General features: G+C 46.6%; 11 protein-coding genes. 8 read left to right on the plus strand and 3 right to left on the minus strand.

The window, feature by feature from the left end; genetic code table 11:
• Nucleotides 1-22: 22 nt before the first annotated feature.
• The 7 genes from H3T93_RS02615 (at nt 23) to H3T93_RS02645 (ending at nt 6,449) form a co-directional block, all read left to right on the plus strand.
• Complete coding sequence (locus tag H3T93_RS02615) at nt 23-799, plus strand: hypothetical protein (RefSeq protein ID WP_144177029.1); 777 nt, start codon at nt 23-25, stop codon at nt 797-799.
• Between the two features lie 60 nt (nt 800-859).
• Nucleotides 860-1,372, plus strand: coding sequence for a hypothetical protein (locus H3T93_RS02620; RefSeq protein WP_144177027.1), 513 nt, complete (start codon nt 860-862; stop codon nt 1,370-1,372).
• 353 nt (nt 1,373-1,725) lie between these two features.
• Nucleotides 1,726-2,745 (plus strand): ABC transporter ATP-binding protein, encoded by a 1,020-nt coding sequence (locus H3T93_RS02625; protein WP_144177026.1) that lies wholly within the window; start codon nt 1,726-1,728, stop codon nt 2,743-2,745.
• A gap of 95 nt (nt 2,746-2,840) precedes the next feature.
• The gene (locus H3T93_RS02630) at nt 2,841-3,593 is read left to right on the plus strand and encodes an ABC transporter permease (RefSeq protein WP_233439320.1); all 753 of its coding nucleotides are present in this window, start codon (nt 2,841-2,843) and stop codon (nt 3,591-3,593) included.
• Complete coding sequence (locus H3T93_RS02635; protein WP_144177022.1) at nt 3,590-4,390, plus strand: ABC transporter permease; 801 nt, start codon at nt 3,590-3,592, stop codon at nt 4,388-4,390. The genes H3T93_RS02630 and H3T93_RS02635 overlap by 4 nt, the downstream gene beginning before the upstream one ends.
• Before the next feature lie 107 nt (nt 4,391-4,497).
• Nucleotides 4,498-5,778 (plus strand): sensor histidine kinase, encoded by a 1,281-nt coding sequence (locus H3T93_RS02640; RefSeq protein WP_186363878.1) that lies wholly within the window; start codon nt 4,498-4,500, stop codon nt 5,776-5,778.
• On the plus strand, nt 5,775-6,449 hold the full coding sequence (locus H3T93_RS02645; RefSeq protein ID WP_144177019.1) for a response regulator transcription factor: 675 nt from the start codon (nt 5,775-5,777) through the stop codon (nt 6,447-6,449). The genes H3T93_RS02640 and H3T93_RS02645 overlap by 4 nt, the downstream gene beginning before the upstream one ends.
• Nucleotides 6,450-6,526: 77 nt before the next feature.
• Here H3T93_RS02645 and H3T93_RS02650 read toward each other — a convergent pair whose 3' ends face one another.
• Both H3T93_RS02650 and H3T93_RS02655 read right to left on the minus strand, forming a co-directional pair.
• Entirely contained in the window at nt 6,527-7,030 is a 504-nt protein-coding gene (locus H3T93_RS02650) for a hypothetical protein (protein WP_144177017.1), read from the minus strand.
• A gap of 872 nt (nt 7,031-7,902) precedes the next feature.
• On the minus strand, nt 7,903-8,427 hold the full coding sequence (locus H3T93_RS02655; RefSeq protein ID WP_144177015.1) for a hypothetical protein: 525 nt from the start codon (nt 8,425-8,427) through the stop codon (nt 7,903-7,905).
• Nucleotides 8,428-11,526: 3,099 nt separating this feature from the next.
• Here H3T93_RS02655 and H3T93_RS02660 point away from each other — a divergent pair.
• On the plus strand, nt 11,527-14,058 hold the full coding sequence (locus tag H3T93_RS02660) for a DEAD/DEAH box helicase (RefSeq protein WP_144177013.1): 2,532 nt from the start codon (nt 11,527-11,529) through the stop codon (nt 14,056-14,058).
• 1,087 nt (nt 14,059-15,145) lie between these two features.
• Here H3T93_RS02660 and H3T93_RS02665 read toward each other — a convergent pair.
• Nucleotides 15,146-15,310, minus strand: coding sequence for a hypothetical protein (locus H3T93_RS02665; RefSeq protein ID WP_198214732.1), 165 nt, complete (start codon nt 15,308-15,310; stop codon nt 15,146-15,148).
• Between the last annotated feature and the right edge of the window lie 51 nt (nt 15,311-15,361).

Below are 15,361 nucleotides of genomic sequence, written 5' to 3' on the forward strand. Positions count from 1 at the left end.
CGCGAACGGGAGGATTATACGAATGAGTGAATGGTATAAGAAAGTCGGAGTGCTTGTTGCCCTGATTCTCGGATTGGGTTTGGGATTCGTGGCTGTTCGCGGCTCAATGGACTTGGAAACAGCAAATGAAATCGCCTCCGGGCTCTCTGTCCTTCCTTTCAGCGATTGGCTCCTGCGACTGCTGAGAGGTATGGTTCACATCGATCCCGCATATGTAATACAAGTTCAAAAACCATGGTTTACCTCTCTACTGATCCTGTTTGTGCAGACCTTGATACAGTCGCCGATCCTGCTGCTGCTGAATAATGCCATGGGGCCCGTATTGTTTCGCACCAACGCCAACGAATATTCCGTGGTGGGGGATTGGAGCGCAAGTCGTACCAAGGACAAGATCCTGCGGCGTTTAGGCAAACTCGTATTGGTCATCATCCTGGTTCCTCTTATTGCCTTTCTGGCAGGCTGGATGATCTCCACTGCTCAAGAATGGGTAGGCAAGCGACCCACATGGTTGCAAGTCATCATTTACATTCTGGTTTTCCTCCTTGTCGTAGCACTTGCCTGTTTGCCTATTTGGATGCATCCAAGAGGATTCTCCTATGGGGTCTTTCTGGCGAGCGCCGCACAGCGAATCATCTATGTGCTGATCACGAATTTCCTGATTATTGCGGTGGTTTCCATCCTGGTTGCAGGATCTTCAGGCTGGCATTTCATGCTTGCTCTGCTCATATTGATGGCGTGGATGACCATCTACTCGGACACCGATGGGTTTCTGGCCCACAAGCTGGTGTCCGCTCGATGAACTTGTGCCGTCGTCCTTGGCGGCACAACTGTAGTAGTCATAAGAATTGAAGATGCAACTATGCTGACAGAAAAGGACATGGCTGATTTCCATGCCACCATCTGCTTCGATAATGAATCGAACTCAACTTCCCTGAACGATATAAAAATTCGCCTTGAGCAGACTGCTGAGAACGTCGGCATACCACTTGCTTTTTCACATGGCAAAATAACAACTTATAAAGTGTTCTGCAAGACCATTCATGATTGCATCCTCTTGTACCATCATGATCACAAAAGAGACCACTGCAACTTCTGCGTATACCTTTCGCGACAAGATAACAGAATCTTCATCCATATCAAGATGTTTGGCCGAAGTAAACAGTTGAATAAACATGCCCGTTCCGAGAAGGCAAAAGCTGATAGGCAAGGCAAGGAACTCGCTTATCAGCTAGGCTCTATGTTGGGATCCTGCTTGTACAACATCGGTATGAGTAAGAAAAAACTCGAAGAAGAGCAAGAGTATTACAGTGCTCTTGATCAGGTTTTCGAGAAAGCGTTTGATAACTTTCCTCCACGTGCCTCTCTTTGTTAAGTAGCCAATGCATATGAATCGTCCACAATTGATAATCGGCAATAATTAAGCCATTTCAGTTCTACCTATAGTTCACTCAAATACTGGCATGACATTTTATAAAGACTGTATTCTTTCATCTAGTGCATCAATCGCATAAGTCGGGACCTATTGAACTTAAAACTGTGCATGTGCTCATTGAAGCTGCTATGAAACTCATGTGTTAACTCGGTTTGGCTCAATATTAAGAAACACTGTCTTACTCTGTGTTGGCATGTCCTCTGCAGGGGACATTTCCTTTTCCCGCCTTGAAGACCTGTGCGCTCCGAATTTGCATGGAAATCATTAGCGTTCTTGTTGGGAGGGTATGCACAATGGCACATGCAGACGGAAGCAATCACCCACAGCTGGCTGTGGCCACACAGGGGTTGGTCAAGGCTTATGGCAAATTTAAAGCCGTGGATGGGCTGAATCTACGGGTACCGGCTGGCGGGGTCTATGGACTGCTGGGACCAAACGGAGCCGGAAAATCGACCACCATGAAGCTCCTCCTGGGATTGACAAAACCGACTGCCGGAAGCATGTGGCTGCTGGGACAGCAGGTCGGAAAGAAGAGCAGGATCCAGCCGGGCCGTGTGGGCTCCATGATTGAAGGACCCAGCTTCTATCCAGGCCTATCAGGTCTCGATAACTGCCGCATGGTAGCCGATTATCTGGATCTGCCAGTTTCGGCTGCCTCAGAAGTGCTCACCAAGGTTGGATTGCGGGGATACGAGAAGAGGAAGGCGGGCGCCTACTCTCTGGGGATGAAGCAGCGGCTGGGCATCGCCATGGCGCTGATCTCGCATCCGGAGCTCCTGCTCCTGGATGAGCCCACCAATGGATTGGATGCCGAGGCGGTGGTCGAGGTGCGACGAATGATTATGGACTTGGCCGCCTCGGAGGGGGTCACTGTCATCATCAGCAGCCATATCCTGTCGGAGATTGAAAAGATGGCTCCGGTGGTTGGCATCATTGCCGATGGTCATTTGCTCTACCAGGGAACTTTGAAAAACCTGCGGGAAGAGGGTCATATCGATCTACGGGTGTCCGATCCTGGGCTCGCGTCAGAGATGCTCGAAACTCAAGGCATTCAACACGAATATATCAGGAAGAGCGCAACCCTGCGCATTCCCGAGATACCAGACCCGCAAATCGGGTCGCTGGTAACTCGACTGGTATCGCATGGTTTGCAGGTATACCGTGTCGCCTCCGAACGCAAAAGCTTGGAAGAAGCCTTCCTCGAACTAGTGGAAAACCCGCAGAACCATATTCCACAAAACTATGTCTTACAGAACCATGTAGCGCAGAGTGATATGAAGCCGTCCGATCTTAAACGGAGGAACACACGATGAGCTCTGTCGAATCAATCTCCATGCGGTCCGAAGAATTTCGATTGGGAAAACCGCCACGCCCATCCCATCCAGGAGGGCTACCTGTTCTGCTTTCCATGGAGCTTCGCAAGTTGAAAGGCTCCTCATTCTGGTGGATGGCCTTGGGCATGATTGTTCTGGTTTCGTCATGGTCAGGCTTGGCATTCATGAAACGAGCTGAATCTTCGAACCCCGCCACTCGTACCGTAGCCCTTGCACAAGGTGAGATCTTCCAGACCGTAGGCCTGCTGGCACCTATCCTCGCGGCCCTGCTGACCAGCCGGCTTGCCGTCATGGAGAGCAGCGAGCGCATGGATCTCAAATGGCTCTCCTTGGGCCAGAGCCCGATGGGGATGTTTCTTGCCAAGCTCGTAGTTGCGGGGTGCGCGCTTACACTTTGCTTCGTGATTCCTCTGACTTGGATACCGCTGTCAGCTTCAGCACAAGGGTTCCATCTCGATGGCAGTCTGGCCGAATACATACTCCTTCCGGCACTGATTGCTTGCTTCTCATCCATGGCTGTCACGGCCATACAACTCGCCCTCTCCCTGACTATCGAAAGGCAGGCCATAGGCCTGGGTCTGGGTGTGATAGCCGGTCTGATCGGGACTGGACTGGGCCCGATGAATATGCCGGCTCTGGGCTGGTTCTTCCCAGCCGGGATCAGTTCCGCGACCAGCCCGTTCCTGTTTTCAGCCAGCTCTGATGGTTTTGCCAGAATGACCTTGGTCGCCAATCCCTGGCCAAAAGTCCTGACCAGCCTTCTGGCATACATTATCTGGTCGGGAATATCAGCACTCATCGTCAAGGTCAAGGAGTCAGGCCGATGAACAGGCAATACCCTGCAAACGCTATGACCATCACCCCGATGCATCGCCACAAGCCATCGATCGCCGCCGCCTTCAAATGGGAGATTCGCAAGGCCGGCAATCTCTGGTACTGGCTGGCCACCATGCTCTTCGACGCCATAGGAATCTTCAACGGTTGGGACCAGTATCAGAGCTACAAACCGGACTTCCAGGCTCAAGGGGTGACCTGGGCTGCGGTCTGGGGGCAGGCGATCCTTCTGCCAAGCATGGTCTTCATGCCAGTCCTGGTCGCGGCCTTTGCAGCCCAGGTTGAAGCCAACGAGCACAAGGGACGAAACTGGCAGCGTCTTAATGCCTCAGGCATGGTCGGGACCGCCATAGTCGGGAAGATGCTGCACGGACTGCTGGCATCCCTCCTTACCGTCGCCATTTTCGAATCCGAATTCATACTCGTGGGTGTTCTGGTAGGAGGCTTCGGCCCAGCGGAACTCGGTCCCTATCTCTTGCGCGGCGTACCAATGACGTTGGCAGTGTGGGCCATTATGACTCTGACCCAGGCCATAGCTGCCAGAGCCGAATCCTTTGCCTCGACTATGAGCATCATGTTTCTGCTCACTCTGGCAGGCTGTGCGCTGTCGGTTGCCGCACCGGCTTTGGCACTGCCTTATCCGCTGGCCCTGATCACCACTGCATCCGCAGCCCGTGACATGGGCAATATCGCGTCTACGGCCTCCATGGCGGCCTCGTGCATGACGGCAATCCTCTGGGTGCTAATCAGCCTCCTTATATTCCGGCACGAGGCCCGCAGAGCAGTCTAATTTTGATGCAGAGTCAATGAAGAGAGGATGTAGCACTCGCAAGGTCGCACATTTCAGTGTCTGACAGCATAATGGACTACCAGCAGTTACCAGGAAGAGGCTCATCGATGAGGGCAGACAAGAAGACTCAAGGTTGGATTCAGTTATGGAACCGGCCATACACGGCCTTCGTGGCAGTCTTTCTCTGCGCCATCTACGAGACGATGATGCTGACCAGGCTGATTCTCGCCCCGGGCAGTGCCAATCGAACCCTTTACCAGGTTTTGAAGTCTGACAGCTGGGGCTTGCCCCTGTTCGTGGTCATTATTTTTGTCGCACTTGTCACCCTATGCCTGCGCCGCCTATATCCTATGGCGACCCTACTGGTTTTCAGTGGCCTGCTTGCCCTGACTGCCGCAATCTATGGCTCGGGATGCACCTACCTGATCATTCCCTGGCTCGTCAACCTCTACGCCTGCGCTGTAGAAGCCAAAAGCTTGGCATCATTGGCAGCTGGACTGTGTAGTTCCACCATTCTGGGTCTGCTCAGCATTGCACTCTCTGCCAACTGGCATCATGATGTCCACTTCACTGACCTTCTATATCCGACTGGTCTGGCATTCGCCCTGTGTCTGACAGCCGCCTTTTTCTCACGCTCAGCAAGGCAGTCACGCATGTCGGAGCAGGAACTGGAGGAGGAGCGCTCGCATGCCCAGACCCTGGCCCGCGAGCGGGACGAGGCCATGTATCAGTCCAAGGTCGCCGCCGATTTGCACGACAGCCTGGGTCACGACTTGACCGCCATCATCGCCCTATCCGAGGGGATGGATCATACCAGCGGTAAGCCGGAAATCGATGAGGCCATCTCGATGATCAACGACCTGGCACGGCAGGGATTGGACGACACCCGGACAGCTGTAAAAACCCTGCAATCAAAGGCAGGGCCTGAAAACGACCCAGCGCAGTCCATAGGGGAGGAGCATGGCTGGAATGACATCAAACCCATCCTCGACCACGCCCGTCATGCCGGCATCAGCACTGCCTTGACAGAGACAGGCCGTCGACCACAAGATCCCAGGCAGGCCAATCTTGCTTTCACTGTAACCAGGGAGGCGATCACCAACGCCCTCCGCCACGGACAGGAGGTTAATCGTATTGTGGTCTCCTGGGATCACAACAGCCACGGCGGCATAAACATTACCGTTCGCGACGATGGCCAACTTTTGAACAATGATGATGACAACAACGGTAGCAACGGTACAGGCCTTGCCAGGTTAAAGGCCGAAGTGCAAGCTCATGGGGGCAGCTTCCATTCGGGTCCTGATTCTGACGGTTGGACCTTGCAGGCCCGTTTACCCTCACTAGCCGCAATGGCAGCTGACAACAGGGGTAAGGAGGAAAGTGCATGATCCGCGTCATGATCGTCGACGACCAGCGCCCGACCCGCATGGGACTGGCACTCATGGTCGCCAAGGATCCAACCTTGCAGGTCGTAGCACAGGCGGCCAACGGCCAAGAAGCTTTGGATAAACTGGCCACAGCCACCGAAAATCAACAGCCTTTGCCTGATGTGATTCTGATGGATGTGCGAATGCCGGTCATGGACGGGCTGGATGCCATCAGCCGTATCAAGAAACTCCATCCTGAAATGAGTATTCTCATTTTGACCACCTACGACGAGGACGACTATGCCTTCACAGCTTTAGGGGCAGGAGCCTCCGGATTCCTGCTCAAGGATGTCAAGACAGCCGATCTGAACAGAGCCATCCATGCGGTACATGCGGGCGATGCCATTCTTACGCCGCGCATCACGGCCGAAGTGATCAGGAGAGGAGTCCCAAAGACAAGAGCCAGTGATGAGTCTAAGGCTCGCGAAAAATTCGCCCAGCTGGGCAAACGCGAGCTTGAGGTCGCTTCGCTGGTCAGCCAAGGCCTGACGAATGCGGAGATTGCTGAGCATCTCCAGCTACAGCCTGACTCGGTCAAAAAGACCGTCAGCCGCATACTGGCAAAGATCAAGGTCAGGGACCGGATCAACATTGCCGTTCTCTGGTATCAGGCCAACATGGCAAACCACTAAGTAGCACTGAATGCGGTCTCGCTCATCCATGGATGGAAAAGAACCGCCTCTGACTGGAATTCCTGCGTCTTAACTCTTTAACTCTTATATTGGCGATAGAAGTCTGCCATCTGGTTCATCAACGGCACATCCAGCTCGAAGCCCTTTGACTTGTCAAAATGCTTGGCCGAATATGCGTTATAGCTTTCGTTAGAAGGCTTTTGACCCAGTTGTCTTATGTGCTCCTTGTATTCCTGGTCGAATTGCTTTCGGTATCGCACCGAGTCCTGAGAATAGTAGACATAGGCGTGCCCGCGATCCTGGTATTCACGGAACCGGAATCGTGGGTTGGACTGAAATTCCTCATGGAAGAGGCCATAACTATATCTGACTGGGACCACCTGATCGTCCCGGCTCTGAGTGATGAAAATTCCTACCTTGGATTTCTTCAAGCCATCCAAAGCGGTATAGTCCGCAAACTTCCCGAACTTTACATGCTCATACAAACCCAGGCAGGGCAGAATGAGCGAGACGGCAGGGCCAGCGATTTTTCTGCCGGGCTGACGCATCATATCGATCGAGCGATTGAATCCAGAAACCATGACCGCAGCCTTGACCTCTGGGTGAAGATTGAGAACAGCGCCAACGGCATAGCCTCCCCATCTCTGTCCGAACAGGAAAAGAGAAATTAGACGATTACATATCTCGACGGGAGTAAGGTAAAATACCAAAACCTTGGTATCCAGAGCTATAGCACGCTTTAAAAGCGTTATCTAACCGAAATACTACGAGCCCACATGGGGTGCTAACACAAAACAATTGAATATGTCCGTACAGGCACAATAAATCGGACTATTGCTCTCAATGCCCGGCGGTGTTCCTTTACAAGTGTATTACGAGACACTTGACTGACCGACCCTACCCCTTCAGCCTCAAATCCGGCAAATTTTAGCTCGTGCTCATCGCGCTCAACCTCTTATAATGTCGTTTAGCTGTATTGGGATGTCGAATAAGACTGGGCCAACCTTCATGAGTTCATCTTCCTCGAGCATAATGGATCTCAAAATACACGTAATAAAACACCATCAAGTTGAAGAAACTGGTTTTCGATCAGTGACATGGACACACAAAAGTAAAACCTAACACGGAACCCATTAGCATGCTGTCCATGCATCTCGCTTCACGAGGTACCGCCTCCAAAACTCACCCAGGAAATTGCGTTCCACTCCAGATAAGTGATTAGAATGCGTCCTGTCACACCATTAGTTTAAACGAACGCATACAAGCCGTATAAAACTCGCCTCGGCTCCCGCCATCGAATAGTAATTGAAATCTAACTATTAGACGTGGGATTTGAGACTAAGTTTAATATAGAGTTATCCTAAAGCTGCGATCACAATGCCTTTATGCAAAAGTTGCATTGTTGCAAGACAGAAGGCGGAATATACAGACTAATCATTCTTTTTGAACAAGATTACTCTCTCTCCCATAGAGCTATCTGTAAACCTTCGGTCTGTGCCTCATCTTCTGTGATTGGGAACAGAGCAACAATCCTGTATTCACCGAGATATGTGTATATGTTGCGTCTTGTGTCTTGCTTATACATTATGAAGATATGGCGTTTAAGACCTATAGAATTACCATCACGCTTGGAATTCTCTTCTTTTGGCCAACATTCAATAATGTATTTTCTATTTGGTGTAGATGAAACAAAGTCCCAATTATCTTTTCCTTCTTTAAAAAATGATATTTGAAGGCTAGTTAAACCTGGAGAGGCAGCAGTGACATGAGGAGGGTTTTTTGCATTTAAATTAGTAGATACCGTTGGCGACCATGAGGAATGCTGATAGAAGCTGTAAACTGACGGAACTTGTTGATTTGTAAAACTTACCTTATTTTTAGCCATGAAAGTAAGTGCTTCTGGAATTGTGTGGAATGTAGCCCCCTCATCAGGAATCCTCAATGATTGCGATGCAATGCCAATAGGATAAGAATCCATTTCTGCTTTCCTCCATATTCAGTGATTCAAAAATTCATCTAACACTTTACTAGTTTAGTATATATATATCATATACTAAAGGCTGGTTGATAAGCAGATTTCCGAGAATTTGCAATAGCATTAATTACTCTCCAAGATTCTTTATGTGAAGCTTGTTTTAGATCTTTGTCATTCCCAGCCATCAAAGTTGTCTTCTAGAGTTTTATGGACTCTCCGACACTGCTTACTTTGTTATGCCTAAGTATCGCTATTTATCTTATCCTAATAACTTTTATATGTTTTCAAAAGTCTATGGAGTGGATCGCCAACACTATGCACACAGCCTAAGCAGTCTGAACAGTTTCCCCGTCAATTATCGCAACAATCTCAGTGTTTAGAACTGCGCGGTAATTGGATCTGCGGCCTGCCGATCTATTGCGATCAAAATGTAATCACGCTCCGAGGTCTTCTCCTACAACTCAGGAAATTTCCACTATCATCAGTATAATCCTGTCAACGTTTCAACAATAACAGGGATCTAAAAGGTCTCCTGAGGTTTGATTCGATCGCTCAATCGTTTTGCAGATGCTTATGAATGATTTTTTCACTGGATGCCCGGTCTCATGGCTCCTGAAAAGCAGCAGCCGATACCCGACCTAGATCGTCTGGCACTGCTCGTTTCCGTTTTCTTTCGATGCTAGTGCTCACAGCCGCCTTGATTTCAAACCTTATGAGTAACATTCCTATGAGATTGATTCTAGCTGGCTTCATGCCAAAGACCGTACTGTAGCTGATTAAGGCCTTAATCGTGTCCGTAGTACTTTGTGTCCCGCAGCCGCAAGCCTTTGGTGGGGCATTTTGATGGATCCAAAATCTTGTGCGGAACCAATCAACATGCAGAAAAGTACAGTATAGAGCCACCAGTACGAAAAGTTCGAGCAACATTCATGCCGTGTTTTCCTTGGACTGGTGTCGGTCGATTGCCTGCTGGCCAGTTGATGGGAGCTAATCAATGGGCGCTCATGCTCGTGTACGCTCTGTTAGCGATGCTCTTGATCCCTGCCCTGTCTTATGCAATCGTAAGGTTCGTACATCATGGATTACCGTCTGGCAAAGCTGCGAAAAGAACACGACTGGTTTCAAGAACAACTATCAAAAAGCTGGGAGTAAGTCGACAGGCGATCATTTCGATCGAAAAAGGCCATAATAATGAATGCCGTGAGCATATTAGGCTTAATTGTCACAGCTGCTATACAAAATCCGAGCTGGCTATTACAGTGACGAGCACCCTAACCTTTTCACTCAATTCGATTCGACGCAATCAGATTTTGCATGGATTTGTGCCTTGTTATTTTTTATTCTTTGCGTATTATCACTTTCAATGGTAATTTACTTTGTCGAACAGGCAAAACGAAAGTCGCCGAACCAATAAAAGTGGCGGTACCAGGTCGTACGTCACTACGAATACACGTCTCAAACACGGCATACTGCCAGCTATTGAACTCAGGAACTATCAAACAGTTCTCGCCCCTCGTTTTGAGCTTATCCTTGTTCAGCTGCCTGCAGCATCACAATTAATAGGGATTTATGCTGGAGTACGTTTTAATAATAATATGTTAATCGTTGACTTGACATGCGGAACCTCTGGTATGTCCTTCTTGGATATTACAGCATCAAAGCGCAGCCAAGACGACAACTGCGGCCTTCTCGTCGGTCTCAGTTCCCAATATTCTAGCAAGTTTTACTAGAATATTAACAGCGATGGGATCGATACCTTACTTATCTATATAACAAAGCGCATCGTCGCACTGAAACATATTTCTTAAACACTAGCGGTTGACAACCATTGCGGCAGTCTTATTTATCTCTCATAATCTTTATTCGACCTCACTTAGCACCCAACCAGGTATTCGTCATACTGTTGAACTCCACCGCTGGAAGCGCCTTACCATTTTCAACCAAATTAGTTCCAGTAGCACAGCATTCCATTACTACAACTCACATGGGGAATTCAAAAGATGTATCACCATATGGAGACTCTTGAAATAGGATTGAGAATAGTAATTGTGTTTGATGAAGCAAAAATTGTAATTCCTAATAGCATGTTTTATTTTTAAGCATATGCCACCTGCTGTCTGACATTAGGTTAAGCGAATTTGTTTGCGTTCAGTATGTATTGCGTCTAACCTAGTTTAATTTTCGTCGTGGGATTTGACACGCGAGTGAGCCGCATATATGCGCCCAAATTACGTGCATGGACGGCATAGCATTGAATTAAGACAAATCCTATCTATTACTCATCAATCAGTACGACGACATCATTTGAGGTATAGGCCAAACTTTTTTTGCCTTGTGCAAGCATGCTCTCCACATCTTTGAGAGAAACATATCCTTTTTCTTCTCTTGCTCGCAGAGCGAAGCTATACGCGCGACATACTCAAGCCACTGACTGCAGGCACCCAACTTACGCGTGCTTCCGAAAATACTTATATTCTTCAACATATAACTTCGCACATGGAACGACGAAACCATTGCCAAAAAGTACAACACGATAATGATCTTCACAGGTAGAATTAAAGTATATTAAAATTCTTGCCGTGAATCACCGAGAATTGCTTTCATCTACTCGGAAACCATAACAGTTTTAAGAATCAATACTTGAATAGCCTGACATAAATAGCATAATTGTCTTATATCGTTGGTACAGATACAATATGTCTATAATTTAAGGAAATTTTTAAGCAGAAATTAGTTTAAGTTGTCTTTTTGGTTGCTTCTGCGTCAGATTTAATTTGAGATTTTCTCTCATCCCCTCAACTAGACTACACCGGCAGTCTTTATAACAGTGACCAAGCAAATTGCAAGTATCTCAATGTTTCATAGCGCGGAGTTTAAACTGCGATTTATATGAGTTTTAACACTAAGGGTGGATAGCCTAAACAATATCTGCTGCTGACAATATCTGCTGCTGACATTATTTGCTTCTAACTTAGCAAATGCGAGCATAAGCAGTTCTTTTAAGTTGTAACCGAAGTTATTCTCCTTAGGCGAAGAATAATTCAATCTCAATGCATCCAATCGCAATATAAGTATATAATTTAATCCGAATACGGAGGGGCTATGGTCGACTTTAATCAACTTGGTTATGAAGCAGCAAAGAGCGAACCTATTGATCCGCTTGATATCTTTGAGCGTTTAGTAAAGCCACAGGGGATAAACGATCTTTATAACAGCCAGCATGAAGTTCTCAATAACTGGTATCAAAAAATGAAAGATATCAAAGATGTTGTTGTAAAACTACACACTGGCGGCGGCAAAACACTTGTCGGCCTACTTATCGGTCTTTCTTCAATGCGGGAATTACACAAACCAGTACTTTATCTAACACCAACCCACCAACTTGCAGAACAAACATTTGAACAAGCTCAACGTATCGGAATACCAGCTGTCCTGTATGAGAAAGGCGTGCCTCTGGTTCCGGATTTTCTTAATGGAAATGCAATAATGGTCGGCACATATAACTGCTTATTCAATGCCAAGAGTAAATTTGGCGTCAACGGATCAGCAAAGTTTCAAGAGCTCGGTGCTATTTTACTCGATGATGCTCATGCAAGTTTCCCTATAATAAGAGATTGCTTTACGCTTGAAGTATCATCAAAGAATAATAAGGATTTATATGAAGCTCTAACAGATTTGTTCAAATATTCTTTTATTAGGATTCATCGAGAAGAAGCGTACGAGGATATATTGGCTGGTAGAGATTCAGGAGTACTCGAAGTACCATACTGGGCATGGCATGAAAAAAGCAGCAACATAGCGGAGCTTATAAGACAACAATCGAACATGATTGGTTCTGATTTTACATTTTCATGGCCCTTGTTACGCGACAATTTAAATCTCTGTCATGCTTTGATTAGTTCGACCTCATTTACTATTACCTCCATGTTGCCACTCGTCAAACTATTCCCAGCTTTTGTTAATGCGGACAGACGAATTTATATGTCAGCAAATATTAATGACACAAATGAAATCATACGGACATTTGGTGCCACGCCAGAGCTGATACCGACACCTGAAAGTTCTAAGACACTGGTAGGTGTAAGTGAAAAAATGATATTAATACCAGAAAAAATGCCCTTCTATCCTCAGACACAAGAGGATGTGCAAAATATATTCAGTCAAATGATGGAATTAGTAAGAACCGCAAAACTCGGCACAATTATACTAGTCCCTTCTAATAGGGTTGCTGAAGAATGGGCTGATTATGCATATGTTGCCAATGGCTCAGAACAGGTTGAAGAGTATGTCAAAGAACTACAAAGCAAATTAAATTATGGTCCATTTGTTTTTGCTAACCGCTACGACGGTGTAGATCTGCCTGGCAATGCATGTCGGCTGCTCATTATGAGCGGGTTACCAGAAGGATCTAGCAATTACGATAAATTTAAGGCCACTGCTCTTAGAGGAAGCGAATCAATAACTAGAGAAATTGCGCAAAAAATAGAACAGGGTATCGGGCGTGGGGCAAGAGGCGCAAGCGACTATTGCGTTGTTTTTCTGGTAGGCCGTGATTTGGTCAATTGGGTGTCTATAACGAAGAATACAGCATATTTGACAAATATAACACGAGCTCAGTTGGAAATTGCAAGTCAAGTAAGTGAGTCCGTATCAAGTTATGAAGACCTAATCGATACAGTGAGAAAATGTCTCACTAGGGATAAGACTTGGACCGAGTTTTACCGAAAGACATTGTCGAATAATCTAACAGATGATTATGAAACAGCTCAAGTCGAAGAAGCTTTATTGGAGAGGACAGTTATTGATCTCTGGCAGGAGGGATATAAGGATAAAGCAATTGACAAGCTGAATAACTATTTTAAAAAAGGGCATACTATTACGGATCCTCCAATGAGAGGTTGGCTCGAACAACTGAGCAGCAAGATATATTATGACAATAATAATTACATAGCTTCAGAGCAAATGCAGAAAAGAGCTTTTGGTCACAACAAGAATTTAACCCGTCCGAGCGAGTACACAGATTATCCGTCTCTACCAGCACCTGATGGTCAGGCAAAAGCCATAGTTGAGAATCTATCCAAGTATTCATCAGTCAATGATGCGATTAGAAAGTTTGAATCAATTGCTGATTCTTTAGTACTGCACGCCCCTCCTAAAAAGTTTGAACAGGCTCTCTGTGATTTTGCATATTTTCTTGGCTTCAAACCGGAGAGGCATGATATCAACGGAGAAGGCTCGGATGTCATATGGCTGACACCTTCGAAAGTGGGCTTCATTATGGAAGCGAAGAACAACAAGAACAACGACGTGCCGTTACACAAGAAAGAAGCTGGGCAGCTTAATGTAGCTAAGAACTGGTTTAATAGGGAATATACCCATTATCGGGGAATACCTGTAAGTGTCCACCCTAGCGACTTAGCTGATAAGAATGCCGAAGCTCAAGTTTTAAAACTCTTGTCGTTAAAGGACTTGAGACGACTTATTAGCGAAACATATAATTTTCTTTTACAATTTGAAACATATAGGATTGATCAGTATGAAACAAACTGTGAGTTATTGCTGGAACAGTCAAAGTTAAGACCTGAAGATATCGAACGTTATTTTCTTTCTAACTTCAAAACTGTAGAACATTGATTTAATATCAGAGCTTAATAAACAAATTATTTATGTTGACCTTATTCAAAACCATGACAGCCTTGACCTGTAGCATATCTCTGGACAACCACCGTGCGATTAAATTAGACTGACGAGATATAGCATTCAACTGCTACAGCACAGATAAAAAGAGAAATACGGTGAACGTGTTCTTACAGCGCCGAACCGCCTTTCAGCAGGGGAGGGAGGTAGAATTGGCCCATCAATAACAACCACTTTTGAAATTAGGAGCTAAACTCATCTATACAGATTTGGCACCGAAGATACCTGAACTATCGTCTAAAGGATGATAGTCCCATTACCGCCATATCACACAAAACAAATGGAATCTGAAACTTGTGGTTACGGTACTTTATCTAGTGAAGATTGCTTATGCATATAGCGGTAATTCCATTTGTAGAGAAATAGATGAGACGAGGAATACATCCGATTCTTTCATTTCCATTAGGCTTACCATCATTCACCTTTTAACGCCAAAACCTGTACATCTTATATAGAAGAAACGGAAGAGCTCATTGCCAGATGGGTAGCTTCTGTCAGTTGTTTGGGAAGCACATCAATCCGAGGGAAATGTCAGGATAGCAGTTCATCAGTTCCGAGAAATTCTTGTGTCAATAAGTAATGCCCAGCTGCTGCAGCAAAAAGTGGTCCATGGTAAGGAACACCTCTGGGTCTTTAATTCCGGTCAGTGGAAGGGATTCCATTTGTTCACAGCCAGTTGGTATGCCAGATACAGCTTAGCCTTAATATTTAATATACTTGGTTTTGTGCTGTTCGAGAGACGGTCATGGAGGTCGGTCTTGTTCAGGACGACACAATGTTATCGATTCAAACGCGCAGCAGTTTCTTATTGCCAACACCGGGCTTGTTGGACATGATTCCCGGTTGCAAGACCAACCTGCTTTTGATGGCAGGTTCGACACACTTGTAGAAGATCTTCTTGAAATTACCGCAGAACAGCCAATCCACTAGCATCCATATGGGCGGCTGAGAATCGTAGTAGGTGCTCTTGAAAGGCTTGAGCTGTGCAGCGAAGATTGCTTATAATTCTTTGCGATGGCGACAATCACACTCTTATAATCCTCGGTGCCGGGTCCAGGTAGACCAGCAGGCTCATAGTAACCGAACGGCCCGTAGCCTTGGCAAGTTCAGTAGCCATGTAGCTTTTGAGAATGACCTCAATGTTAACGATACCATCAAAGACGAGATAACGTAATTCCTGATCCAACATTTACCGTTCCCAAATGGGATCACAAGCAGTGTTCGGAAGAAAGGACAGCTT

The sequence above is a fragment of the Bifidobacterium sp. M0404 genome (assembly GCF_016101415.1).
Taxonomy (GTDB): domain Bacteria; phylum Actinomycetota; class Actinomycetes; order Actinomycetales; family Bifidobacteriaceae; genus Bombiscardovia; species Bombiscardovia polysaccharolytica.